We start from the raw sequence: 21,796 nt of genomic DNA, 5'->3' as shown, positions 1-21,796 counted from the left end.
AGCGGGAATTTAATAAACATAATAATTTTTAGTATTAATTATGCCAACAATTCAACAATTAGTAAGAACAGGAAGAACTCAGATAACTAAGAAGAGTAAATCGGTTGCTTTAGATTCTTGTCCTCAAAGAAGAGGGGTTTGTACGCGTGTTTACACTACTACACCAAAAAAACCAAACTCTGCAATGCGTAAAGTTGCGCGTGTGCGTTTGACAAATGGTAATGAGGTGAATGCTTACATTCCTGGAGAAGGACACAATCTACAAGAGCACTCGATAGTATTAGTTAGAGGCGGAAGGGTAAAAGATTTACCAGGTGTTAGATATCATATCGTTCGTGGAGCGCTTGACACGTCAGGAGTTGCAGGAAGAACGCAAAGAAGATCTAAGTACGGTGCTAAACGCCCAAAAGAAGCAAAAAAGTAATTTAAAAACTTTTAAGAAAAAGACATGAGAAAAAGAGCGGCAAAGAAAAGACCACTTTTACCAGACCCGAGGTTTAACGACCAATTGGTAACACGTTTTGTAAATAACTTAATGTGGGACGGTAAGAAATCTACAGCTTTTAAAGTATTTTATGATGCAATTGATATCATCGAATCTAAAAAGCAAAATGATGAGAAAACTTCATTAGAGATCTGGAAAGATGCTTTAACAAACGTTATGCCTCACGTAGAAGTACGTAGCCGTAGAGTTGGTGGAGCTACATTCCAAATCCCGATGCAGATTCGTCCAGATAGAAAAATTTCTATGGCAATGAAGTGGTTAATACTTTATTCAAGAAGAAGAAATGAAAAATCTATGGCACAGCGTTTAGCGTCAGAATGTTTAGCGGCTGCTAAAGAAGAAGGTGCTGCGGTTAAGAAAAGAATGGATACTCACAAAATGGCAGAAGCTAACAAAGCATTCTCTCACTTTAGATTTTAATTCGTAAGAAATGGCTAGAGATTTAAAATATACAAGAAATATCGGAATTGCTGCTCACATTGATGCTGGTAAAACAACAACAACTGAGCGTATTCTTTTTTACACTGGAAAGTCGCATAAAATTGGTGAGGTACACGATGGTGCTGCAACAATGGACTGGATGGCGCAAGAGCAGGAAAGAGGTATTACAATTACTTCTGCTGCTACAACTTGTACTTGGAATTTTCCAACTGAGCAAGGTAAAGTTCTTCCAGAATCATTACCTTATCACTTTAATATTATTGATACTCCTGGGCACGTAGACTTTACTGTAGAGGTAAACCGTTCTTTGCGTGTACTTGATGGTTTAGTTTTCTTGTTTAGTGCCGTTGATGGTGTTGAGCCACAATCAGAAACTAACTGGAGACTTGCTGATCAATATAGAGTTCCTCGTATGGGATTTGTGAACAAAATGGATCGTCAAGGTGCTAACTTTTTAGCTGTATGCGGACAGGTTAAAGATATGTTGAAATCGAATGCGGTTGCAATTACTTTGCCTATTGGTGATGAAGCTGATTTTAAAGGTATTGTTGACTTGGTTAAAAATCAAGCTATCGTATGGCATGATGAAACGCAAGGAGCTACTTTTGATATTGTTGACATCCCAGCTGATATGATTGATGATGTAAAGCATTATCGTTCTATTCTTATCGAAGAGATTGCTACTTATGACGAAAATCTTTTGGATAAATACATGGAAGATGAAAACTCTATTACAGAGGAGGAAATCAATAATGCATTAAGAGCTGCTACTATTGATATGGCAATCATTCCGATGCTTGCTGGTTCTTCTTTCAAAAATAAAGGAGTTCAGTTCATGTTAGATGCTGTTTGTAAGTATTTACCATCTCCATTAGATAAAGAAGGTATCGAAGGTATTCATCCTGATGATGCTGATTTGTTAGAAGAAGATCAAACTAAAATCTTACGTAAGCCAGATGTAAAAGAGCCATTCGCTGCTTTGGCATTTAAAATTGCTACTGACCCATTCGTAGGTCGTTTAGCTTTCTTCCGTGCTTATTCTGGACGTTTAGATGCTGGTTCTTATGTTTTAAATACTCGTTCTGGTAACAAAGAAAGAATTTCTCGTATTTACCAAATGCACGCTAATAAACAAAATCCAATCGAATTTATTGAGGCTGGAGATATTGGAGCTGCTGTAGGATTTAAAGATATTAAGACTGGAGATACTTTATGTGATGAAAAGAATCCAATTATTTTGGAATCTATGAAATTCCCTGATCCAGTAATCGGTATTGCTATTGAGCCTAAAACTAAGGCTGATGTAGATAAAATGGGTATGGCTCTGGCTAAATTGGCTGAAGAAGATCCAACATTTACAGTTAGAACTGACGAGGCTTCAGGTCAAACGATTATTTCGGGTATGGGTGAGCTTCACTTAGACATATTGGTTGATCGTATGAAACGTGAATTTAAAGTGGAGGTTAATCAAGGTGAGCCTCAGGTTGAATACAAAGAAGCGTTTACAAAATCTGCTCAACATAGAGAAACTTACAAGAAACAATCTGGAGGTCGTGGTAAATTCGGTGATATCGTATTTAGAATCGAACCTGCTGATGAAGTTGATGGTAAAGTTCCTGTTGGATTACAGTTTGTGAATGAGGTAAAAGGTGGTAACGTTCCTAAAGAGTATATTCCTGCTGTTGAAAAAGGTTTCCGTGAAGCTATGAAAACTGGACCTTTGGCTGGATATGCTGTTGATAGTTTAAAAGTAACTTTGTTGGATGGGTCTTTCCACCCAGTGGATTCTGATGCGCTTTCTTTTGAGTTAGCTGCTAGAATGGGTTATAAAGAGTCTGGACGTGCTGCTGGAGCTGTTATTCTTGAGCCAATCATGAAAATCGAAGTTATTACTCCTGAAGAAAATATGGGTGATATCGTTGGTGACTTGAACCGTCGTAGAGGTCAGGTTAATGATATGGGTGATAGAAATGGGGCTAAAACTATCAAGGCTGATGTGCCTTTATCTGAAATGTTTGGTTATGTTACTACATTAAGAACATTGTCTTCAGGTAGAGCTACTTCAACAATGGAGTTTTCTCACTATGCAGAAACGCCTTCTAATATTTCAGAAGCGGTAATTAAAAAAGCAAAAGGTAACGCTTAATTCTTAAGAAAATGAGTCAAAAAATCAGAATAAAACTAAAGTCTTACGATCACATGTTGGTGGATAAATCTGCTGAAAAGATCGTAAAAACAGTAAAAACTACTGGAGCAGTTGTAACAGGTCCTATTCCGTTGCCAACTCACAAAAAACTTTTCACTGTATTACGTTCTCCGCACGTTAACAAAAAAGCGAGAGAGCAATTTGAAGTAATGTCATACAAGAGATTGATTGATATTTATTCATCTTCATCTAAAACTATTGATGCTTTAATGAAGCTTGAATTGCCAAGTGGAGTAGAAGTAGAGATAAAAGTATAATTTTTTTATATTTTTTTATATAAAAAGCGAGACAGAAATGTCTCGCTTTTTTTTGTTTTTGAAAGATGATTTTGATTTGCTTATTTTTTGAGTGTTTTACGATTTTAGTAGTCTTTTGGTTTTGTGTAAACGCCTTTGTTTTAAGGTGGTGCCAAAGTTTTTTGTTTCAATTTTATTAAGTAATTGTTAAGTCTGAATTGTCTTAAGATTAAAAAAAAAGGTTGAAATTTTGAGATAAGCAAAGTTGTTTTTGATGTCATTTTAGACCTTGGATTTTGATAATGAGCGATTTAATTTTTGTAACCGTTTGGTATATTCAATTTTAATGTCTACTTTTGCACTCCCTGTTTGGAAATTTCTGTTATTTTCAAATTGAAGGGAATTTTAGTAATTAATAATTAATATTTATGTCTGGGTTAATTGGTAAGAAAATCGGCATGACTAGTATTTTTGATGAAAACGGGAAAAACATTCCTTGTACAGTAATCGAAGCTGGTCCATGTGTTGTTACCCAAGTCAGAACCAAAGGTGTTGACGGGTACGAAGCGTTGCAACTTGGTTTCGATGACAAAAACGAGAAACATTCTACTAAAGCGGCTTTAGGTCACTTTAAAAAAGCTGGAACTGTTGCTAAGAAAAAAGTCGTTGAATTCCAAGATTTCGCAACTGAACAAAAATTAGGAGATCTTATTGATGTTTCTATTTTTGAAGAAGGAGAATTTGTAGATGTACAAGGTGTGTCTAAAGGTAAAGGTTTCCAAGGTGTTGTTAAACGTCACGGTTTTGGTGGTGTTGGACAAGCTACTCATGGTCAGCACAACCGTTTAAGAGCGCCAGGTTCTGTAGGAGCTTCTTCTTATCCATCTAGAGTATTCAAAGGAATGCGTATGGCTGGAAGAATGGGAGGAGAAAATGTGAAAGTTCAAAACCTTAGAGTTTTAAAAGTAGTTGCTGAAAAGAACCTGCTTGTTGTTAAAGGGTGTATTCCTGGGCACAAAAACTCTTATGTAATCATTCAGAAGTAATGGAAGTAAAAGTATTAGATTTCAACGGAAAAGATACTGGAAGAAAAGTTCAACTTTCTGATTCAGTATTCGCAATTGAACCAAACAATCACGCAGTATATCTTGATGTTAAGCAATATCTTGCTAATCAAAGACAAGGTACTCATAAAGCTAAAGAAAGAGCTGAAGTAACTGGAAGTACGCGTAAGATTAAAAAACAAAAGGGAACTGGTACTGCTCGTGCAGGAAGTGTTAAAAATCCTTTGTTTAAAGGTGGTGGAACAGTTTTCGGGCCAAGACCAAGAAGTTATTCATTCAAATTGAATAAAAACTTGAAAAGATTGGCTAGAAAATCAGCTTTCTCAATTAAAGCAAAAGAGGCAAATATTGTTGTTCTAGAAGACTTTAATTTTGAAGCGCCAAACACTAAAAATTTCATTAACGTTTTGAAAGCTTTAGGGTTAGAAAATAAAAAATCTCTATTTGTATTGGGTGAGTCAAATAAAAATGTATATTTGTCGTCACGTAATTTAAAGGCTTCAAACGTCGTAACTAGCTCAGAATTAAGCACTTACGCAATATTAAACGCTAATAATTTAGTGCTTTTGGAAGGTTCTTTAGAGTTAATTGAAGAAAATTTAAGTAAATAATAGGAATATGAGCATCATTATCAGACCTATAGTAACGGAAAAAGTAACCAAAGAAAGTGAAGTTCTAAACCGTTTTGGATTCGTTGTTGACAAAAAAGCGAACAAAGTTCAGATTAAGAAAGCTGTTGAAGCTGCTTATGGAGTAACTATCGTTTCTGTTAACACTATGAATGTGAGACCAGACAGATCTACTAAATACACTAAAAGTGGTTTAATCAGTGGAAAGACAAATGCAATTAAAAAAGCGATTGTTCAAGTACAAGAAGGAGAAACAATTGATTTTTACAACAATATCTAAGATAGAAAAATGTCAGTAAGAAAATTAAAACCTATTACCCCAGGTCAGCGATTTAGAGTTGTGAATGGTTATGACGCCATTACAACTGATAAGCCGGAACGCTCTTTGATAGCGCCGATAAAAAACTCTGGAGGTAGAAATAGTCAAGGAAAGATGACCATGCGTTATACGGGTGGTGGTCACAAGCAGAGATATCGTATTATTGATTTCAAAAGAACTAAAGACGGAATTCCGGCTACAGTGAAATCAATCGAGTACGATCCAAATCGTACTGCATTTATCGCTTTATTAGCTTACGCTGATGGAGAGAAAACTTATGTAATTGCTCAAAACGGATTGAAAGTTGGTCAGAAATTAGTTTCTGGTCCAGAATCTCAACCTGAAATTGGTAATACATTACCTTTAAGCAGAATTCCTCTTGGAACTGTTATATCTTGTATTGAGTTACGTCCAGGACAAGGGGCAGTTATTGCTCGTTCAGCTGGAACTTTTGCTCAGTTAATGGCAAGAGACGGGAAATATGCAACAATTAAAATGCCATCTGGTGAAACAAGATTGATCTTGTTAACTTGTTCGGCTACAATTGGAGCTGTTTCTAATTCTGATCACCAATTAGTTGTATCTGGAAAAGCAGGTAGAACAAGATGGTTAGGAAGAAGACCTAGAACTAGACCAGTAGCGATGAACCCAGTTGATCACCCTATGGGAGGTGGTGAAGGACGTTCTTCTGGAGGGCACCCACGTTCAAGAAACGGATTGCCAGCTAAAGGTTACAGAACTCGTTCTAAGAAAAACCCGAGTAACAAGTATATCGTAGAACGTAGAAAGAAATAATAAGATATGGCACGTTCATTAAAAAAAGGACCTTTCGTTCATTATAAATTAGACAAGAAAGTTCAGGAAAACGTAGAAAGTGGTAAAAATGCAGTTGTTAAGACTTGGTCTAGAGCTTCAATGATTACTCCAGATTTCGTTGGACAAACTATCGCAGTTCATAACGGTCGTCAATTTGTACCAGTTTACGTAACAGAAAACATGGTAGGTCACAAATTAGGAGAGTTTTCACCAACTAGATCTTTTAGAGGTCATGCTGGAGCAAAAAATAAAGGTAAAAAATAAGAAGCAATGGGAGTTCGTAAAAGAGAAACAGCAGATGCGAGAAAAGAGGCTAATAAGTCTATTGCTTTCGCAAAATTGAATAACTGCCCTACTTCACCTAGAAAAATGCGCTTAGTAGCGGACTTGGTAAGAGGTCAGAAGGTAGAAAGAGCACTTAACATTTTAAGATTCAGTTCTAAAGAAGCTTCAAGAAAATTAGAAAAACTATTATTATCTGCAATCAACAACTGGGAGCAAAAAAATAGTGAAGGTAATTTAGAAGAAGCTGGATTATTTGTTAAAGAGATCAGAGTAGATGGTGGAATGATGTTGAAAAGACTTCGTCCAGCTCCACAAGGTCGTGCACACAGAATCAGAAAGCGTTCTAATCACGTTACAATCGTGCTTGGAGCTATCAATAACACACAAAGCAATTCTTAAGCAGCATGGGACAAAAGACAAATCCAATTGGAAATAGACTTGGTATCATCAGAGGGTGGGACTCAAACTGGTATGGTGGAAATGATTACGGTGATAAACTTGCCGAAGATCACAAAATCAGAAAGTATATCCATGCTCGTTTATCAAAAGCTAGTGTATCAAAAGTAATCATCGAGAGAACTTTGAAACTTGTAACCGTTACTATCACTACTGCTAGACCTGGTATCATTATCGGAAAAGGTGGACAAGAGGTAGACAAGTTAAAAGAAGAACTTAAGAAAGTTACTGACAAAGAGGTTCAGATCAACATCTTTGAAATTAAAAGACCTGAGTTAGATGCTTACCTTGTGGCGACAAGCATCGCTCGTCAAATCGAAAGCCGTATTTCTTACAGACGTGCAATCAAAATGGCTATTGCTGCTTCTATGCGTATGAACGCTGAAGGTATCAAAGTTTTGATTTCTGGTCGTTTGAATGGTGCTGAGATGGCGCGTTCAGAAGGTTTCAAAGAAGGTAGAATTCCTCTATCAACTTTCAGAGCTGATATTGATTATGCTTTGGCTGAAGCTCACACTACTTACGGTAGAATGGGTATCAAAGTGTGGATCATGAAAGGTGAGGTTTACGGAAAGAGAGATCTTTCTCCACTTGCAGGAATGGATAAAAAACAATCTGGAACTGGTGGTGGTAAAGGTGGAGATTCTCCTAGAGGAGATAGAAAACCTTTTAACAAAGGTGGTAAACCAGACGCTCGTAAAAGAAAGTAAATTTTTAAACTAAAGAAAAATGTTACAGCCTAAAAGAACAAAATACCGTAAGGTACAAAAAGGTAAGATGAAAGGTAACTCTCAAAGAGGGCATGAACTTTCTAATGGAATGTTTGGTATTAAATCTGTACATGAAGATGGAATGTTCTTAACTTCTCGTCAAATCGAAGCTGCGCGTATCGCTGCAACTCGTTACATGAAGAGAGAGGGACAATTATGGATTAAAATATTTCCAGACAAACCTATCACTAAGAAGCCTCTTGAAGTACGTATGGGTAAAGGTAAAGGAGCAGTTGAGTATTGGGCTGCTGTTGTTAAACCAGGAAGAATTATGTTTGAAGTTGGAGGAGTTCCATTGTCAGTTGCAAAAGAGGCTTTACGTCTTGCAGCTCAGAAACTTCCAGTAAAAACTAAATTCGTCGTTGCTAGAGATTTCGAAGCATAATTTATATTTATTATGAAACAATCAGAAATAAAAGATCTTTCTGCAGCGGAGTTGCAAGAAAAGCTTAGTCAAACTAAGAAAGTATATGCTGACCTAAAAATGGCTCATGCTATTTCTCCAATTGCTAACCCACTTCAAATTAGAAGCGTTAGAAGAACAGTTGCAAGATTGGCTACAGAGTTAACTAAAAGAGAGTTACAATAATTGTATTCTGCTGAAAGATGGAAGAAAAAAGAAATTTAAGAAAAGAAAGAATAGGTGTTGTTACTTCAAATAAAATGGATAAGTCTATTGTTATTGCTGAAGTAAGAAAAGTAAAACACCCATTATACGGTAAGTTCGTGTTGAAAACAAAGAAATATGTTGCACACGACGAAACAAACGACTGTAACATTGGAGATACTGTAAGAATTAGCGAAACGCGTCCTTTAAGTAAAACAAAATGTTGGAGATTAGTTGAAATCTTAGAAAGAGCTAAATAATTATGGTACAACAGGAATCAAGACTAAAAGTAGCAGATAACACGGGAGCTAAGGAAGTTTTAACTATCCGTGTTTTAGGAGGTACCAAAAGAAGGTATGCCTCTGTTGGTGACAAGATTGTAGTATCTATTAAAGATGCAACTCCAAACGGAAACGTTAAAAAAGGAGCTGTTTCAACTGCAGTTGTTGTACGTACCAAAAAAGAAGTGAGAAGAGCTGATGGTTCTTATATCCGTTTCGATGACAATGCATGTGTTCTTTTGAACGCTGCAGGAGAAATGAGAGGAACTCGTGTTTTTGGTCCGGTAGCAAGAGAACTTCGTGAAAAACAATTCATGAAAATTGTATCATTAGCACCAGAAGTGCTTTAATTCGTTTTAAGATGATAAAGCTAAAAATAAAATCAGGAGATATCGTAAGGGTTATTGCTGGAGACCATAAAGGTGCTGAAGGTAAAGTTCTACGTGTTTACCGTGAGAAAAATAAAGCGATAGTTGAAGGTGTAAACATGGTTTCGAAACATACAAAACCAAGTGCTAAAAACCCTCAAGGTGGTATCGTTAAGAAAGAGGCTTCTATTCAAATTTCTAACATTGCTTTAATTGATCCTAAAACTAAGGAAACAACTAGAGTAGGTATTAGAGTAGAAGGAGATAAGAAAGTAAGATTTTCAAAAAAATCTAATCAAGTACTATAGTAATGGCATATACACCTAGACTAAAAGAAGAATATAAGAGTAGAGTAATCTCTGCTCTTAAAGAAGAGTTCGGATATACAAACGTAATGCAAGTTCCTAAACTTGAAAAAATCGTTTTGAGCCGTGGAGTTGGTGCAGCTGTATCTGATAAGAAACTTATTGACTATGCGGTTGATGAGTTGACAAAGATCACTGGACAAAAAGCAGTATCTACAATTTCTAAGAAAGACGTTGCGTCTTTCAAATTAAGAAAAGGGATGCCTATTGGAGCAAAAGTAACTTTACGTGGTGAAAGAATGTATGAGTTTTTAGATAGACTTATTACTTCTGCTTTACCGCGCGTTAGAGATTTTGGTGGTATTAAAGCTACTGGTTTCGACGGAAGAGGTAACTACAATCTTGGAGTTTTAGAGCAAATCATTTTCCCTGAAATTGATATTGACAAAGTAAACAAAATTTCAGGAATGGATATTACATTTGTTACTACTGCAAAAACAGACAAGGAAGCAAAGTCATTATTGGCTGAATTAGGATTACCTTTTAAAAAGAATTAAGACATGGCTAAAGAATCAATGAAAGCCCGTGAGGTGAAAAGAGAGAAAACGGTAGCTAAGTATGCTGAAAAAAGAAAAGCTTTATTAGAAGCTGGAGATTATGAAGGCTTACAAAAATTACCTAAAAATGCTTCACCAGTTCGTTTACATAATCGTTGTAAATTAACAGGTAGACCTAGAGGTTATATTCGTCAATTTGGTATTTCACGTGTAACTTTCCGTGAAATGGCTAATAATGGATTAATTCCAGGAGTTAAAAAAGCGTCTTGGTAATCTCGCAATAAGTTATTACTTTTGCAAACCAAAAAATAATTTTTAATTGATTAAAGGTTCGGGGGACGAGTGTCTCCCGAAAACCATAATCGCAATCAAATACATATGTATACAGATCCTATTGCAGATTATTTGACTAGAGTTCGTAACGCTGTGGCTGCAAACCACAAAGTTGTTGAAATTCCAGCTTCTAATCTTAAAAAAGAAATAACTAAGATCTTATTTGATCAAGGTTATATCTTAAGTTACAAATTTGAGCAGAACACTGTACAAGGTTCTATCAAAATTGCTTTGAAGTATGATAAAGATACTAAAGAGCCTGTAATAAAAGATATCCAAAGAATTAGTAAACCTGGTTTACGTAAGTACGCAGGTGCTGCCAAATTACCTAGAATCCTTAACGGATTAGGAATTGCTATTGTTTCTACATCAAAAGGTTTGATGACTGGAAAACAAGCTAAGCAATTAAATGTAGGTGGTGAAGTAATTTGTTACGTATACTAATTTTAAACACTAGATAAGATGTCAAGAATAGGTAAAAGCCCAATTGTAATCCCTGCTGGTGTAACTGTTGAAGTTAAAGACGGTATTATTACAGTAAAAGGAAAAAAAGGTCAACTAGTTCAGGAGTTTTCGGACGTAAATGTAACTGTTGAAGGCGATCAAGTTTTAGTAGAAAGATCGTCTGATCATAAAGACCATAGAGCAAAACACGGATTATTCAGATCTTTGATCAGTAATATGGTTGTTGGTGTATCTGAAGGTTTCACAAAAGAACTAGAATTAGTTGGAGTTGGTTATAGAGCTTCAAACCAAGGTCAAAAATTAGATTTAGCTCTTGGATATTCTCACAATATTGTTTTAGAAATTGCTCCAGAAGTAGCTTTAGAAACAATATCTGAAAAAGGTAAGAACCCTATCGTAAAATTAACATCATTTGATAAACAACTTTTAGGTCAAGTTGCTGCGAAAATCAGAGGTTTCCGTAAGCCAGAGCCATATAAAGGAAAAGGTGTTAAATTTGTGGGTGAAGTATTAAGAAGAAAAGCAGGTAAATCAGCTTAAAAAATAAGATTATGTCATTAACAAAATCTGAAAGAAGACAGAGAATTAAATTCAGAATTAGAAAATCGGTTAGTGGTTCTGCTGCAAGACCAAGACTTTCTGTTTTTAGAAGTAATAAAGAAATTTACGCTCAAATTATTGATGATGTAAATGGAGTTACTATATTAGCTGCATCTTCTAGAGAAAAAGAAATAGGAAAAGGTACTAACGTTGAAGTAGCTGCTGCTGTTGGAAAACTAGTTGCAGAAAAAGCGTTAAAAGCTGGGATTGATACCATCACTTTTGATAGAGGTGGATATTTATATCACGGTCGTATTAAATCATTAGCAGAAGGCGCAAGAGCCGCTGGACTTAAATTCTAATATATTATGTCTAAATACAAAAATGTAGAATTGGTAAAACCTAGTGGTCTTGAACTTAAAGATCGTCTAGTTAGTGTGAATCGTGTTACTAAAGTTACAAAAGGAGGTAGAGCTTTCGGTTTTTCTGCTATTGTAGTTGTAGGTGATGAAAATGGAGTAGTTGGTCATGGATTAGGAAAATCTAAAGACGTTTCTGAAGCAATTGCGAAAGCAGTGGAAGATGCAAAGAAAAATTTAGTAAAAATTCCTTTGAATGGTCAATCAGTTCCTCACGAACAAAAAGGTAAATTTGGTGGTGCACGTGTATTCTTAATTCCTGCGTCTCATGGTACAGGAGTTATTGCTGGTGGAGCTGTTCGTTCAGTTCTTGAATCAGTAGGTATTCACGACGTATTATCTAAATCTCAAGGATCATCAAATCCTCATAACGTAGTGAAAGCAACTTTTGATGCTTTATTACAAATGAGAAGCGCTCATACTGTTGCAAAACAAAGAGGTGTTTCTTTAGAAAAAGTTTTTAAAGGTTAATTCAAGGAAATTATGGCTAAATTATTAGTAAAACAAGTAAGAAGCAAAATCAACTGTCCTCTTTCTCAAAAAAGAGGTTTGGAAGCTTTAGGTCTACGTAAAATGGGACAAGTTGTAGAGCATGATTCAAATCCTGCTATCCTTGGTATGATAAACAAAGTTAAACACTTAGTTTCTGTTGAAGAAGCTAAATAACAAATACTGTTATGAATTTAAGTAACTTACAACCAGCTGAAGGATCAACGCACAATCAAAATAAAAGATTAGGTAGAGGAGAAGGTTCTGGAAAAGGTGGCACTGCTGCAAGAGGTCACAAAGGAGCAAAATCTCGTTCTGGTTATTCTAAAAAGATTGGTTTTGAGGGTGGACAAATGCCACTTCAAAGACGTGTACCTAAGTTTGGTTTCACAAACATCAACCGTAAAGAATACGAAGGTGTTAATTTAGATACGCTTCAATTATTAGTAGACAATGGTTTAATTACTGATTCTGTTTCTATGACAGAATTTGTTGCAAATCGTCTAGCTACCAAAAATGAAATCGTTAAGATTTTAGGTAGAGGAGAGTTGAAAGCAAAATTAAAAGTAACTGCTCACAAATTTACTGCTACTGCAAAAGCCGCTATTGAAGCTGCTGGTGGAGAGGCTGTAACAATATAATTTTTCTATTGTATGAAGAAATTTATTGAATCAATTAGCAATGTTTGGAAAATCGAAGAACTAAAGAATAGAATCCTGATTACTTTAGGATTACTTTTAGTATATCGTTTTGGAGCACACGTTACCCTTCCTGGAGTTGATGCAACTCAATTAACAGGTTTAGCAGGGCAAACTAAACAAGGTTTAGGTTCTGTCCTAGACATGTTTACAGGAGGTGCTTTCTCTAAAGCTTCAGTTTTTGCTTTAGGTATTATGCCTTATATTTCTGCATCTATTGTTGTTCAGTTAATGGGAATTGCTATTCCTTATTTGCAAAAACTTCAAAATGATGGAGAGAGTGGTAGAAAAAAGATTAATCAAATTACACGTTGGTTAACTATTGCTATTACATTGGTTCAAGGTCCAACCTATATCTACAATTTATACAGAACATTGCCTGGTAGTGCTTTTCTACTAGGCTTTAACTCACCTGAGTTTTTATTCTCTTCTGTAATCATTTTAGTTACTGGTACAATTTTTGCTATGTGGCTTGGTGAAAAAATTACTGATAAAGGTATTGGAAATGGAATTTCATTATTAATTATGGTTGGTATCTTGGCTCGTTTACCGCAAGCTTTTATTCAAGAGTTTACTACGAGAGTTACCAATAACAATGGAGGACCAATGTTGTTAGTTATTGAAATTATTTTGTGGTTATTAGTGATTATTTCTTGTGTATTGCTTACAATGGCAGTACGTAGAATTCCTGTTCAGTACGCTCGTCGTACGACTACTGGTGATTATGAGCAAGATTTAGCAGGTGGTAATAGACAATGGATTCCTTTGAAGCTGAATGCTGCTGGGGTTATGCCAATTATTTTTGCTCAGGCAATTATGTTTATACCTGCAGCTGTAGCTGGGTTATCTCAGTCAGAAACATCACAATCCATTCTTGTAGTATTTAAAGACATGTTTGGTTTTTGGTATAATTTATTATTCGCAACTTTAATTATTGTGTTTACATTCTTTTATACTGCAATCACTGTGCCGACTAACAAAATGGCTGATGACTTGAAAAGAAGTGGTGGTTTTATTCCTGGGGTTCGTCCTGGTGCTGAAACTTCAGACTTCCTTGATAAAGTGATGTCTTTAATAACTTTTCCAGGTTCTTTATTCCTTGCTTTGATTGCTGTGTTCCCAGCTATTGTAGTTAGTGTTATTGGTGTAACAGATGCTTGGGCAATGTTTTTTGGAGGTACCTCATTAATAATTATGGTTGGAGTTGCAATAGATACTATTCAGCAAATCAATTCATATTTGTTAAACAAACATTATGATGGTTTAATGAAGACTGGTAAAAATAGAAAAGCAGTAGCTTAATATATTTATGGCAAAACAATCAGCAATAGAACAAGACGGATCAATCATTGAAGCATTATCAAATGCTATGTTCCGTGTAGAGTTAGAAAATGGACATATTGTAATTGCTCATATTTCTGGTAAAATGCGTATGCATTACATCAAATTATTACCTGGTGATAAAGTGAAACTGGAAATGAGTCCTTATGATTTGTCAAAAGCAAGAATTACTTATCGATATTAAAGGATAATTACTATGAAAGTTAGAGCATCAGTAAAAAAGAGAAGTGCCGAGTGCATTATCGTGCGTAGAAAAGGGAGACTGTACGTAATAAACAAAAAGAATCCTAGATTTAAACAAAGACAAGGATAATTATGGCAAGAATAGCAGGGGTAGATATCCCAAAAAACAAAAGAGGTGTTATCGCACTTACCTACATCTTCGGATTAGGAAAAAGTAGAGCTATTGAGATTTTAGAAAAAGCTCAAGTTAGCCAAGATAAAAAAGTTCAAGATTGGAATGATGACGAGATCGGAGCAATTCGTGATGCAGTTTCATTTTACAAAATTGAAGGAGAATTGCGTTCTGAGGTTTCTTTGAACATCAAACGTTTAATGGATATTGGTTGTTACAGAGGTATCCGTCATAGATCTGGTCTTCCATTAAGAGGACAAAGAACTAAAAACAACTCTAGAACAAGAAAAGGTAAAAGAAAAACTGTTGCTAATAAGAAAAAAGCAACTAAATAATAAGTAATATGGCTAAAGCAACTGCAAAAAAACGTAAAGTTATCGTTGAATCAACGGGTGAAGCTCATATTTCTGCGACTTTCAACAATATTATCATTTCTTTGACTAATAAGAAAGGTGAAGTTATTTCTTGGTCTTCAGCTGGTAAAATGGGTTTCAGAGGTTCTAAAAAGAACACTCCGTACGCAGCTCAAATGGCAGCAGAAGATTGTAGTAAAGTAGCTCTTGAAGCAGGACTTAAAAAAGTAAAAGTTTATGTAAAAGGACCAGGAAACGGACGTGAGTCTGCTATCCGTTCTATTCATAACGGTGGAATTGAAGTTACTGAGATTATCGATGTTACTCCAATGCCTCACAACGGATGTCGTCCTCCGAAAAGACGTAGAGTTTAATACTCAAAAATATTATAGTATAACCTAGATAGAACATAGATTATCGAAGGATAAGACCTGAATTCATAATCTCTATCTTAAACAATTTAAAATGGCAAGATATACTGGTCCTAGCACAAGAATCGCCCGTAAATTTGGCGAAGCAATTTTCGGAGATGATAAATCTTTCGAAAAAAGAAATTACCCACCTGGACAACACGGGATGGCTAAAAAAAGAGGAAAAAAATCTGAGTACGCTGTTCAGTTAATGGAAAAGCAAAAAGCTAAATATTCTTACGGAATTTTAGAAAAACAATTCAGAAATTTATTCGAAAAAGCATCAGCTACTAAAGGAGTTACTGGTGAAGTTTTATTACAATTATGCGAAGCAAGATTAGATAACGTTGTTTTTAGAATGGGTATCGCTCCTTCTAGAAGAGGTGCACGTCAAATCGTATCTCACAGACACGTTACTGTAAATGGTGAAGTTGTAAATATTCCTTCTTACCACCTTAAACCTGGTGATAAAGTTGCAGTTCGTGAAAAATCTAAATCTTTAGAAGCTATCGAACGTTCTTTATCAAATTCAAGTCATGTTTATGAATGGATTACTTGGAACAATGATCTTAAAGAAGGAACTTTCGTTTCTGTACCTGCAAGACTTCAGATTCCAGAAAACATTAAAGAACAATTAATCGTAGAGTTGTACAACAAATAATAATTGACTTAGTCGAAATTTATGGCAATATTTAATTTTCAAAAGCCCGATAAAGTTATCATGATCGATTCAACCGATTTTGAAGGTAAATTTGAATTTAGACCTTTGGAACCTGGTTACGGATTGACAGTTGGTAATGCACTTAGAAGAGTTTTGCTTTCAGCGTTAGAAGGTTATGCAATTACATCTGTTCGTATCGAAGGTGTAGATCATGAGTTTTCTACTATTTCAGGTGTTGTTGAAGATGTTACCGAAATTATCCTTAATCTAAAACAAGTTCGTTTCAAACGTCAAATTGAAGATATTGATAATGAAGCAGTTACTATTTCTGTTTCTGGTAAAGATCAGCTAACAGCAGGTGATTTTCAGAAATTTATTTCAGGTTTCCAAGTTTTGAATCCAGACCTTGTTATCTGTAATTTAGATTCTAAAATCAAATTGAACTTCGATTTAACGATCGAAAAAGGTAGAGGATACGTTCCTGCTGAAGAGAACAAAAAACAGAATGCTGCAATTGGAACAATTTTTACAGATTCTATTTTTACTCCGGTAAAAAATGTAAAATATGCAATCGAAAATTTCCGTGTAGAGCAAAAAACAGATTACGAAAAATTAGTTTTTGAAATCAAAACTGATGGATCTATTAATCCTAAAGATGCTCTTACTGAAGCTGCTAAAGTTTTAATTCACCATTTCATGTTGTTTTCTGATGAAAGAATTACACTTGAGGCTGACGAAATTGCACAAACAGAATCGTATGATGAAGAGTCATTGCATATGAGACAATTGCTTAAAACTAAGCTTGTTGATATGGATTTATCTGTAAGAGCATTAAATTGCTTGAAAGCGGCTGAAGTTGATACACTTGGTGATTTAGTATCGTTCAATAAAAATGACCTAATGAAATTCCGTAATTTCGGTAAAAAATCTTTAACAGAACTTGATGAACTTGTTGCAGTTAAAAATTTGACTTTCGGGATGGATTTAGCTAAATACAAATTAGATAAAGAATAATTTACTTCATATTTTGCTCTCCATAGTGGATTGTAGCAAGATGAAGATAAAAAAAACACGTCATGAGACACGGAAAAAAATTCAACCACTTAAGTAGACAGACTGGACATAGAAAAGCTATGTTGGCTAATATGGCTTGTTCTCTTATCGAGCACAAACGTATTAATACTACTGTTGCTAAAGCTAAAGCGCTTAAACAATTTGTTGAGCCTTTAATTACAAAATCAAAAGAAGATACGACTCACAACCGTCGTATTGTTTTTGCTTACTTACGTAGCAAATATGCTGTAACTGACTTGTTCAGAGATGTAGCTGCTAAAGTTGGTGACCGTCCAGGTGGATACACTCGTATCATTAAAGTTGGAAATCGTTTGGGAGATAACGCTGATATGGCGATGATCGAACTTGTTGATTTCAATGAGCTTTACAATGGAGGTAAAAAAGAAGTTAAAAAAGCTAAAAGCCGTCGTGGTGGTAAAGCAAAAAAAGCTGAAGGAACTGCTCCTGAAGCTCCAGCTGCTGAATCAGAAACGACTACAGAAGCTTCTGAATAATTATGAAAGTAATGATTCTATAAAAATCAAGGATAAACTAATTGTTAGTTTATCCTTTTTTTTTTGTTTTTTTTTTGAAACCTATAAAAATGTAACTTATTTAAAATGTTAGGTTTTATTTTTACGAATGAAAGTTTTAAAAAATCTTGGAAGCGCTCTTTTAAAGAAGTAAATTTGCAAAATATCTAATTACAAATGAAGCTTTTCAAGTTTCATGCACAATTAAAAAAAACAATACAAATTAAAGAATGAAATACACAACACGACAAAGCGCCATTTTATTATTAAGTGATGGAACTATTTTTCACGGAAAGTCTATCGGTATTAGCGGTAAAACTTTTGGTGAGGTTTGTTTTAATACTGGAATGACCGGATATCAGGAGATTTTTACAGATCCTTCTTATTTTGGTCAAATTATGGTTGCGACTAATCCGCATATTGGTAATTATGGTGTTAATGATTTAGAAGTAGAATCAGACAGCATTAAAATTGCAGGTTTGGTTTGTAAAAACTTTAGCTTTAATTATTCAAGAGAAGGTGCTTCTGGAAGTTTAGAAGATTACTTTACTAAGCAAAACCTAATTTGTATTTCTGATGTTGATACAAGAGCTCTTGTAAGTTATATTCGTGACAATGGAGCAATGAATGCTGTAATTTGTACAGATGGTACTTCAATTGAAGACTTGAAAAAGGAATTAGCAGATGTTCCAAATATGGAAGGTCTAGAGCTTGCGTCTAAAGTGTCTACAACTGAACCATATTTTGTTGGTGATGAAAATGCGACTTACAAAGTTTCAGCACTAGATCTTGGAATTAAGAAGAATATTTTAAGAAATCTTGCAAAGAGAGATTGTTATATTAAAGTGTATCCGTATAATTCGACATATAAAGATATGTCTGAATTTAATCCTGATGGATATTTCTTGTCAAACGGACCTGGAGATCCAGATCCTTTATTTGGAGCTATCGAAGTTGCAAAGGAGATATTGGCTGATGATAAGCCATTATTCGGAATTTGTCTAGGTCACCAAGTTATTGCTTTGGCAAATGGAGTTAAAACTTATAAAATGTTTAATGGACACCGTGGAATTAACCATCCTGTGAAAAATTTAATTACGGGTAAAGGTGAAATCACTTCTCAAAATCATGGTTTTGCTGTTAATAAAGAACAGTTGGATAATCATCCGGATTTAGAAATTACACACTTGCATTTAAATGATGGTACTGTAGCGGGTATGCGTATGAAAAACAAAAACTGTTTTTCTGTACAGTATCACCCAGAAGCTAGTCCTGGGCCACACGATTCGTCTTATTTGTTTGATCAATTCGTAAAGAACATTAAAGAAGCTTCTGCTAAAACGATATAGTTAATAAATAAAGGTGTTTAATAATGAGAATGCATTTTTTCTATTAAATATTTTTATAATTTCGAAAAAAAATATAATTTATTAATAAAAAAACAAAAATAATGAGTATTATAATTAAAGTTCACGGAAGACAAATTCTTGATTCTAGAGGAAACCCAACTATTGAAGTTGATGTAGTAACTGAAAATGGGGTTTTAGGTAGAGCTGCTGTTCCATCTGGAGCATCAACTGGAGAGCACGAAGCTGTTGAATTACGTGATGGAGGTAAAGCTTATCTAGGTAAAGGAGTTTTGAATGCAGTGAATAATGTAAATACTGTTATTGCTGAAGAATTAGTTGGAACTTCTGTTTTTGAACAAAATACTATCGATCAACTAATGATTGATTTAGACGGTACTCCAAATAAATCTAAATTAGGAGCTAATGCTATTTTAGGAGTTTCTTTAGCTGCTGCTAAAGCCGCTGCAAATGAATTAGGATTGCCATTATACAGATATGTTGGTGGAGTTTCTGCTAATACATTGCCAGTTCCAATGATGAATATCATTAATGGTGGTTCTCACTCTGATGCTCCTATTGCATTTCAAGAGTTTATGATTTTCCCTGTAAAAGCAACTTCTTTTACACATGCTATGCAAATGGGAACTGAAATTTTTCACAACCTGAAAAAAGTATTACACGATAGAGGTTTAAGTACTGCTGTTGGTGATGAGGGAGGTTTTGCTCCAAACTTGGCTGGTGGTACTGAAGATGCTTTAGATACTATCAAACTAGCGGTTGAAAAAGCTGGATATTCTTTCGGTGACGAGATCATGATTGCTCTTGATTGTGCTGCTTCTGAGTTTTACGTAAACGGTAAATACGATTATACTAAATTTGAAGGTGAAACTGGAAAAATCAGAACTTCTGAAGAACAAGCTGATTATTTAGCTGAACTTGCTGCTAAATATCCAATTATATCTATCGAAGACGGTATGTATGAAGATGACTGGGATGGATGGAAATACTTAACGGAAAAAATTGGAAACAAAGTTCAATTAGTTGGAGACGATTTATTTGTTACTAATGTTGAGCGTTTGTCTACAGGAATTGAAAAAGGAATTGCTAATTCAATTTTAGTAAAAGTAAATCAAATTGGTACTTTAACTGAAACTATTGCAGCTGTAAACATGGCTAAAAATGCTGGTTATACATCTGTAATGTCTCACCGTTCTGGAGAAACTGAAGATAATACAATTGCAGATTTAGCTGTTGCTTTAAACTGTGGACAAATCAAGACTGGTTCTGCTTCACGTTCTGACCGTATGGCTAAATACAATCAGTTATTAAGAATTGAAGAAGAACTTGGAAGTACTGCTTATTTCCCGGGCTTGAACGCTTTCAAAATTAAATAATTGTAAGAGTTATATATTGATTTCAAACCATTCGTTTTAACGAATGGTTTTTTTTTGGAGTTTTAACAAATTCATAGCAGGATTCTTTTTTTAGTTAGTCTTAAATTCCTTAGATTTGATAAATTATTATTTTATAGAATTATTTCCGATTATATTATGTCAAAAATAGCTACATTAGAAGTAGATGGTAAAAAAATTGAACTTCCGGTTATCACAGGGAGCGAAAATGAATCAGCTATCGATATTAACAAATTACGTGATTTAACTGGTATTATTACAATCGACCCAGGTTATAAAAACTCTGGATCTTGTACAAGTGAAATTACTTTCTTAGACGGAGAATTAGGAATCTTACGTTACAGAGGATATTCAATTGAAGATTTAGCTGAAAAGGCTAGTTTTTTAGAGGTATCTTATCTTTTAATTTTTGGAGAACTGCCAACAGCTGCAGAATTAGAAAACTTTGAAAATGGTATTAAAAAACATTCGTTAGTTAACGAAGAAATGAAAAATATCATTGATGGTTTCCCAAAAACAGCACATCCAATGGGTGTTTTGTCAGCTTTGACAAGCGCTTTAACTGCTTTCAACCCAAAAGCAGTAAATGTGGATAACGAAAAAGAAATGTATGAGGCAATTTGCAAAACAATGGCTAAATTTTTAGTTATTGCAACTTGGACATACAGAAAATCAATGGGATATCCATTGAACTATTATGACAATACAAAAGGTTATGTTGAGAACTTTATGCAATTGATGTTTCAATTGCCTACAGGACCTTACAAAGCAAATCCTGTTGTTGTTGATGCATTGGATAAATTATTTATTCTTCACGCAGATCACGAACAAAATTGTTCAACTTCAACAGTAAGAATGGTAGGTTCATCTCATGCTGGTTTATTTGCTTCAATCTCATCTGGAGTTTCTGCTCTTTGGGGACCTCTTCATGGAGGAGCAAATCAGGCTGTACTTGAAATGTTGGAAGAAATCAACAAAGACGGTGGAGATACTGATAAATTCTTGGCTAAAGCTAAAGATAAAAATGATCCTTTCCGTTTAATGGGATTCGGACACAGAGTTTATAAAAACTTTGATCCAAGAGCAAAAATTATCAAAAAAGCAGCTAAAGAAGTTTTAGAAACTTTAGGTGTTGAAGATCCAATTTTAGATATTGCTAGAAAATTAGAAACAGCAGCTCTTGAAGATGAGTACTTCAAATCAAGAAACTTATATCCAAATGTTGATTTTTACTCAGGAATTATTTACAGAGCGTTAGGAATTCCAACAGATATGTTTACAGTAATGTTTGCTATCGGAAGATTGCCGGGATGGATCGCACAATGGAAAGAAATGCGTGAAAACAAAGAGCCAATTGGAAGACCAAGGCAAATTTACACAGGGCATCCGTTAAGAGAATTTAAGCCTAACAAATAAAAAATAGAAAGCTTCACTTACATGTGAAGCTTTTTTTATCTTTGCTCAAAATATAATAAAGTTATGTTGCAATTAAATGTAAAGAACGAAACGTCAAGACTGCGTGCCGTGGTTTTGGGTTCAG

At 34.8% G+C, this 21,796-nt stretch carries 35 protein-coding genes; all 35 read left to right on the top strand.

Annotation, left to right across the window (positions count from 1 at the left end):
* Nucleotides 1-40 precede the first annotated feature (40 nt).
* The 35 genes from rpsL (at nucleotide 41) to ACWA1B_RS21455 (ending at nucleotide 21,672) form a co-directional block, all read left to right on the top strand.
* Complete coding sequence (gene rpsL, locus ACWA1B_RS21625; protein WP_007136570.1) at nucleotides 41-424, top strand: 30S ribosomal protein S12; 384 nt, start codon at nucleotides 41-43, stop codon at nucleotides 422-424.
* 24 nt (nucleotides 425-448) lie between these two features.
* Nucleotides 449-925, top strand: a complete 477-nt coding sequence (rpsG, locus tag ACWA1B_RS21620) for a 30S ribosomal protein S7 (RefSeq protein WP_017495022.1) — start codon at nucleotides 449-451, stop codon at nucleotides 923-925.
* A 10-nt stretch (nucleotides 926-935) separates the two neighbouring features.
* Nucleotides 936-3,092, top strand: a complete 2,157-nt coding sequence (gene fusA, locus ACWA1B_RS21615; protein ID WP_456910537.1) for an elongation factor G — start codon at nucleotides 936-938, stop codon at nucleotides 3,090-3,092.
* Between the two features lie 11 nt (nucleotides 3,093-3,103).
* Nucleotides 3,104-3,409 carry a 30S ribosomal protein S10 gene (gene rpsJ, locus ACWA1B_RS21610; RefSeq protein WP_007803605.1) on the top strand — a complete coding sequence of 102 codons (306 nt, stop codon included), beginning with the start codon at nucleotides 3,104-3,106 and terminating at the stop codon, nucleotides 3,407-3,409.
* A gap of 407 nt (nucleotides 3,410-3,816) precedes the next feature.
* A complete protein-coding gene (gene rplC, locus ACWA1B_RS21605; protein ID WP_035650463.1) occupies nucleotides 3,817-4,434 on the top strand; it encodes a 50S ribosomal protein L3 in 618 nt (205 codons plus the stop codon).
* A complete protein-coding gene (gene rplD / locus ACWA1B_RS21600; RefSeq protein WP_035650461.1) occupies nucleotides 4,434-5,063 on the top strand; it encodes a 50S ribosomal protein L4 in 630 nt (209 codons plus the stop codon). The genes rplC and rplD overlap by 1 nt, the downstream gene beginning before the upstream one ends.
* A 7-nt stretch (nucleotides 5,064-5,070) precedes the next feature.
* Nucleotides 5,071-5,361, top strand: coding sequence for a 50S ribosomal protein L23 (rplW, locus tag ACWA1B_RS21595; protein WP_012022489.1), 291 nt, complete (start codon nucleotides 5,071-5,073; stop codon nucleotides 5,359-5,361).
* 9 nt (nucleotides 5,362-5,370) lie between these two features.
* A complete protein-coding gene (gene rplB / locus ACWA1B_RS21590; RefSeq protein WP_035650459.1) occupies nucleotides 5,371-6,195 on the top strand; it encodes a 50S ribosomal protein L2 in 825 nt (274 codons plus the stop codon).
* Between the two features lie 6 nt (nucleotides 6,196-6,201).
* On the top strand, nucleotides 6,202-6,480 hold the full coding sequence (rpsS, locus tag ACWA1B_RS21585; protein WP_008464288.1) for a 30S ribosomal protein S19: 279 nt from the start codon (nucleotides 6,202-6,204) through the stop codon (nucleotides 6,478-6,480).
* A 6-nt stretch (nucleotides 6,481-6,486) separates the two neighbouring features.
* A complete protein-coding gene (rplV, locus tag ACWA1B_RS21580) occupies nucleotides 6,487-6,900 on the top strand; it encodes a 50S ribosomal protein L22 (protein WP_007803631.1) in 414 nt (137 codons plus the stop codon).
* 5 nt (nucleotides 6,901-6,905) lie between these two features.
* A complete protein-coding gene (rpsC, locus tag ACWA1B_RS21575; protein ID WP_007803635.1) occupies nucleotides 6,906-7,667 on the top strand; it encodes a 30S ribosomal protein S3 in 762 nt (253 codons plus the stop codon).
* 19 nt (nucleotides 7,668-7,686) lie between these two features.
* Nucleotides 7,687-8,112 (top strand): 50S ribosomal protein L16, encoded by a 426-nt coding sequence (rplP, locus tag ACWA1B_RS21570; protein WP_017495016.1) that lies wholly within the window; start codon nucleotides 7,687-7,689, stop codon nucleotides 8,110-8,112.
* Between the two features lie 12 nt (nucleotides 8,113-8,124).
* Nucleotides 8,125-8,316, top strand: coding sequence for a 50S ribosomal protein L29 (rpmC, locus tag ACWA1B_RS21565; protein WP_008464297.1), 192 nt, complete (start codon nucleotides 8,125-8,127; stop codon nucleotides 8,314-8,316).
* Nucleotides 8,317-8,333: 17 nt separating this feature from the next.
* Nucleotides 8,334-8,594 carry a 30S ribosomal protein S17 gene (gene rpsQ, locus ACWA1B_RS21560; protein WP_007803646.1) on the top strand — a complete coding sequence of 87 codons (261 nt, stop codon included), beginning with the start codon at nucleotides 8,334-8,336 and terminating at the stop codon, nucleotides 8,592-8,594.
* A 2-nt stretch (nucleotides 8,595-8,596) separates the two neighbouring features.
* A complete protein-coding gene (rplN, locus tag ACWA1B_RS21555; protein ID WP_007803649.1) occupies nucleotides 8,597-8,965 on the top strand; it encodes a 50S ribosomal protein L14 in 369 nt (122 codons plus the stop codon).
* 11 nt (nucleotides 8,966-8,976) lie between these two features.
* Nucleotides 8,977-9,291, top strand: coding sequence for a 50S ribosomal protein L24 (rplX, locus tag ACWA1B_RS21550; protein ID WP_026727873.1), 315 nt, complete (start codon nucleotides 8,977-8,979; stop codon nucleotides 9,289-9,291).
* 2 nt (nucleotides 9,292-9,293) lie between these two features.
* Complete coding sequence (gene rplE / locus ACWA1B_RS21545; RefSeq protein WP_012022484.1) at nucleotides 9,294-9,845, top strand: 50S ribosomal protein L5; 552 nt, start codon at nucleotides 9,294-9,296, stop codon at nucleotides 9,843-9,845.
* A 3-nt stretch (nucleotides 9,846-9,848) separates the two neighbouring features.
* Complete coding sequence (rpsN, locus tag ACWA1B_RS21540; protein WP_031456037.1) at nucleotides 9,849-10,118, top strand: 30S ribosomal protein S14; 270 nt, start codon at nucleotides 9,849-9,851, stop codon at nucleotides 10,116-10,118.
* 105 nt (nucleotides 10,119-10,223) lie between these two features.
* Complete coding sequence (gene rpsH / locus ACWA1B_RS21535) at nucleotides 10,224-10,622, top strand: 30S ribosomal protein S8 (protein ID WP_008464306.1); 399 nt, start codon at nucleotides 10,224-10,226, stop codon at nucleotides 10,620-10,622.
* Between the two features lie 18 nt (nucleotides 10,623-10,640).
* Entirely contained in the window at nucleotides 10,641-11,183 is a 543-nt protein-coding gene (gene rplF / locus ACWA1B_RS21530; protein WP_035650454.1) for a 50S ribosomal protein L6, read from the top strand.
* A gap of 11 nt (nucleotides 11,184-11,194) precedes the next feature.
* On the top strand, nucleotides 11,195-11,545 hold the full coding sequence (gene rplR, locus ACWA1B_RS21525) for a 50S ribosomal protein L18 (protein WP_035650451.1): 351 nt from the start codon (nucleotides 11,195-11,197) through the stop codon (nucleotides 11,543-11,545).
* Between the two features lie 3 nt (nucleotides 11,546-11,548).
* Nucleotides 11,549-12,073, top strand: coding sequence for a 30S ribosomal protein S5 (rpsE, locus tag ACWA1B_RS21520; protein ID WP_085950926.1), 525 nt, complete (start codon nucleotides 11,549-11,551; stop codon nucleotides 12,071-12,073).
* A 12-nt stretch (nucleotides 12,074-12,085) separates the two neighbouring features.
* Nucleotides 12,086-12,268 carry a 50S ribosomal protein L30 gene (rpmD, locus tag ACWA1B_RS21515; RefSeq protein ID WP_017495010.1) on the top strand — a complete coding sequence of 61 codons (183 nt, stop codon included), beginning with the start codon at nucleotides 12,086-12,088 and terminating at the stop codon, nucleotides 12,266-12,268.
* An 11-nt stretch (nucleotides 12,269-12,279) separates the two neighbouring features.
* A complete protein-coding gene (rplO, locus tag ACWA1B_RS21510; protein ID WP_142452007.1) occupies nucleotides 12,280-12,732 on the top strand; it encodes a 50S ribosomal protein L15 in 453 nt (150 codons plus the stop codon).
* A 12-nt stretch (nucleotides 12,733-12,744) separates the two neighbouring features.
* Nucleotides 12,745-14,091 carry a preprotein translocase subunit SecY gene (secY, locus tag ACWA1B_RS21505; protein ID WP_035650446.1) on the top strand — a complete coding sequence of 449 codons (1,347 nt, stop codon included), beginning with the start codon at nucleotides 12,745-12,747 and terminating at the stop codon, nucleotides 14,089-14,091.
* A gap of 7 nt (nucleotides 14,092-14,098) precedes the next feature.
* Nucleotides 14,099-14,314, top strand: coding sequence for a translation initiation factor IF-1 (gene infA / locus ACWA1B_RS21500; RefSeq protein ID WP_007136545.1), 216 nt, complete (start codon nucleotides 14,099-14,101; stop codon nucleotides 14,312-14,314).
* Between the two features lie 12 nt (nucleotides 14,315-14,326).
* Nucleotides 14,327-14,443 (top strand): type B 50S ribosomal protein L36, encoded by a 117-nt coding sequence (gene ykgO / locus ACWA1B_RS21495; RefSeq protein ID WP_002987490.1) that lies wholly within the window; start codon nucleotides 14,327-14,329, stop codon nucleotides 14,441-14,443.
* Nucleotides 14,444-14,445: 2 nt separating this feature from the next.
* Entirely contained in the window at nucleotides 14,446-14,820 is a 375-nt protein-coding gene (rpsM, locus tag ACWA1B_RS21490) for a 30S ribosomal protein S13 (protein ID WP_012022478.1), read from the top strand.
* 8 nt (nucleotides 14,821-14,828) lie between these two features.
* Nucleotides 14,829-15,212, top strand: coding sequence for a 30S ribosomal protein S11 (gene rpsK, locus ACWA1B_RS21485; RefSeq protein ID WP_007803677.1), 384 nt, complete (start codon nucleotides 14,829-14,831; stop codon nucleotides 15,210-15,212).
* 91 nt (nucleotides 15,213-15,303) lie between these two features.
* Nucleotides 15,304-15,909, top strand: a complete 606-nt coding sequence (gene rpsD / locus ACWA1B_RS21480) for a 30S ribosomal protein S4 (RefSeq protein ID WP_035619621.1) — start codon at nucleotides 15,304-15,306, stop codon at nucleotides 15,907-15,909.
* Between the two features lie 21 nt (nucleotides 15,910-15,930).
* The gene (locus tag ACWA1B_RS21475) at nucleotides 15,931-16,923 is read left to right on the top strand and encodes a DNA-directed RNA polymerase subunit alpha (protein WP_026109818.1); all 993 of its coding nucleotides are present in this window, start codon (nucleotides 15,931-15,933) and stop codon (nucleotides 16,921-16,923) included.
* 62 nt (nucleotides 16,924-16,985) lie between these two features.
* Nucleotides 16,986-17,477 carry a 50S ribosomal protein L17 gene (gene rplQ, locus ACWA1B_RS21470; protein WP_026727865.1) on the top strand — a complete coding sequence of 164 codons (492 nt, stop codon included), beginning with the start codon at nucleotides 16,986-16,988 and terminating at the stop codon, nucleotides 17,475-17,477.
* Nucleotides 17,478-17,725: 248 nt separating this feature from the next.
* Nucleotides 17,726-18,844 (top strand): glutamine-hydrolyzing carbamoyl-phosphate synthase small subunit, encoded by a 1,119-nt coding sequence (gene carA, locus ACWA1B_RS21465; protein ID WP_456910528.1) that lies wholly within the window; start codon nucleotides 17,726-17,728, stop codon nucleotides 18,842-18,844.
* Between the two features lie 101 nt (nucleotides 18,845-18,945).
* Nucleotides 18,946-20,238 (top strand): phosphopyruvate hydratase, encoded by a 1,293-nt coding sequence (gene eno / locus ACWA1B_RS21460; protein WP_456910526.1) that lies wholly within the window; start codon nucleotides 18,946-18,948, stop codon nucleotides 20,236-20,238.
* Between the two features lie 156 nt (nucleotides 20,239-20,394).
* Nucleotides 20,395-21,672, top strand: a complete 1,278-nt coding sequence (locus tag ACWA1B_RS21455; protein WP_035650438.1) for a citrate synthase — start codon at nucleotides 20,395-20,397, stop codon at nucleotides 21,670-21,672.
* Nucleotides 21,673-21,796: the final 124 nt, after the last annotated feature.

The organism is Flavobacterium xizangense (assembly GCF_054075145.1).
This window is presented reverse-complemented; position numbering and strand designations above follow the sequence as displayed.

What these genes read in the sequence shown, in the direction of transcription:
- rpsL (WP_007136570.1), top strand. Translation starts at nt 41, where the DNA reads ATGCCAACAATTCAACAATTAGTAAGAACAGGAAGAACTCAGATAACT.
- rpsG (WP_017495022.1), top strand. Translation starts at nt 449, where the DNA reads ATGAGAAAAAGAGCGGCAAAGAAAAGACCACTTTTACCAGACCCGAGG.
- fusA (WP_456910537.1), top strand. Translation starts at nt 936, where the DNA reads ATGGCTAGAGATTTAAAATATACAAGAAATATCGGAATTGCTGCTCAC.
- rpsJ (WP_007803605.1), top strand. Translation starts at nt 3,104, where the DNA reads ATGAGTCAAAAAATCAGAATAAAACTAAAGTCTTACGATCACATGTTG.
- rplC (WP_035650463.1), top strand. Translation starts at nt 3,817, where the DNA reads ATGTCTGGGTTAATTGGTAAGAAAATCGGCATGACTAGTATTTTTGAT.
- rplD (WP_035650461.1), top strand. Translation starts at nt 4,434, where the DNA reads ATGGAAGTAAAAGTATTAGATTTCAACGGAAAAGATACTGGAAGAAAA.
- rplW (WP_012022489.1), top strand. Translation starts at nt 5,071, where the DNA reads ATGAGCATCATTATCAGACCTATAGTAACGGAAAAAGTAACCAAAGAA.
- rplB (WP_035650459.1), top strand. Translation starts at nt 5,371, where the DNA reads ATGTCAGTAAGAAAATTAAAACCTATTACCCCAGGTCAGCGATTTAGA.
- rpsS (WP_008464288.1), top strand. Translation starts at nt 6,202, where the DNA reads ATGGCACGTTCATTAAAAAAAGGACCTTTCGTTCATTATAAATTAGAC.
- rplV (WP_007803631.1), top strand. Translation starts at nt 6,487, where the DNA reads ATGGGAGTTCGTAAAAGAGAAACAGCAGATGCGAGAAAAGAGGCTAAT.
- rpsC (WP_007803635.1), top strand. Translation starts at nt 6,906, where the DNA reads ATGGGACAAAAGACAAATCCAATTGGAAATAGACTTGGTATCATCAGA.
- rplP (WP_017495016.1), top strand. Translation starts at nt 7,687, where the DNA reads ATGTTACAGCCTAAAAGAACAAAATACCGTAAGGTACAAAAAGGTAAG.
- rpmC (WP_008464297.1), top strand. Translation starts at nt 8,125, where the DNA reads ATGAAACAATCAGAAATAAAAGATCTTTCTGCAGCGGAGTTGCAAGAA.
- rpsQ (WP_007803646.1), top strand. Translation starts at nt 8,334, where the DNA reads ATGGAAGAAAAAAGAAATTTAAGAAAAGAAAGAATAGGTGTTGTTACT.
- rplN (WP_007803649.1), top strand. Translation starts at nt 8,597, where the DNA reads ATGGTACAACAGGAATCAAGACTAAAAGTAGCAGATAACACGGGAGCT.
- rplX (WP_026727873.1), top strand. Translation starts at nt 8,977, where the DNA reads ATGATAAAGCTAAAAATAAAATCAGGAGATATCGTAAGGGTTATTGCT.
- rplE (WP_012022484.1), top strand. Translation starts at nt 9,294, where the DNA reads ATGGCATATACACCTAGACTAAAAGAAGAATATAAGAGTAGAGTAATC.
- rpsN (WP_031456037.1), top strand. Translation starts at nt 9,849, where the DNA reads ATGGCTAAAGAATCAATGAAAGCCCGTGAGGTGAAAAGAGAGAAAACG.
- rpsH (WP_008464306.1), top strand. Translation starts at nt 10,224, where the DNA reads ATGTATACAGATCCTATTGCAGATTATTTGACTAGAGTTCGTAACGCT.
- rplF (WP_035650454.1), top strand. Translation starts at nt 10,641, where the DNA reads ATGTCAAGAATAGGTAAAAGCCCAATTGTAATCCCTGCTGGTGTAACT.
- rplR (WP_035650451.1), top strand. Translation starts at nt 11,195, where the DNA reads ATGTCATTAACAAAATCTGAAAGAAGACAGAGAATTAAATTCAGAATT.
- rpmD (WP_017495010.1), top strand. Translation starts at nt 12,086, where the DNA reads ATGGCTAAATTATTAGTAAAACAAGTAAGAAGCAAAATCAACTGTCCT.
- rplO (WP_142452007.1), top strand. Translation starts at nt 12,280, where the DNA reads ATGAATTTAAGTAACTTACAACCAGCTGAAGGATCAACGCACAATCAA.
- secY (WP_035650446.1), top strand. Translation starts at nt 12,745, where the DNA reads ATGAAGAAATTTATTGAATCAATTAGCAATGTTTGGAAAATCGAAGAA.
- infA (WP_007136545.1), top strand. Translation starts at nt 14,099, where the DNA reads ATGGCAAAACAATCAGCAATAGAACAAGACGGATCAATCATTGAAGCA.
- ykgO (WP_002987490.1), top strand. Translation starts at nt 14,327, where the DNA reads ATGAAAGTTAGAGCATCAGTAAAAAAGAGAAGTGCCGAGTGCATTATC.
- rpsM (WP_012022478.1), top strand. Translation starts at nt 14,446, where the DNA reads ATGGCAAGAATAGCAGGGGTAGATATCCCAAAAAACAAAAGAGGTGTT.
- rpsK (WP_007803677.1), top strand. Translation starts at nt 14,829, where the DNA reads ATGGCTAAAGCAACTGCAAAAAAACGTAAAGTTATCGTTGAATCAACG.
- rpsD (WP_035619621.1), top strand. Translation starts at nt 15,304, where the DNA reads ATGGCAAGATATACTGGTCCTAGCACAAGAATCGCCCGTAAATTTGGC.
- ACWA1B_RS21475 (WP_026109818.1), top strand. Translation starts at nt 15,931, where the DNA reads ATGGCAATATTTAATTTTCAAAAGCCCGATAAAGTTATCATGATCGAT.
- rplQ (WP_026727865.1), top strand. Translation starts at nt 16,986, where the DNA reads ATGAGACACGGAAAAAAATTCAACCACTTAAGTAGACAGACTGGACAT.
- carA (WP_456910528.1), top strand. Translation starts at nt 17,726, where the DNA reads ATGAAATACACAACACGACAAAGCGCCATTTTATTATTAAGTGATGGA.
- eno (WP_456910526.1), top strand. Translation starts at nt 18,946, where the DNA reads ATGAGTATTATAATTAAAGTTCACGGAAGACAAATTCTTGATTCTAGA.
- ACWA1B_RS21455 (WP_035650438.1), top strand. Translation starts at nt 20,395, where the DNA reads ATGTCAAAAATAGCTACATTAGAAGTAGATGGTAAAAAAATTGAACTT.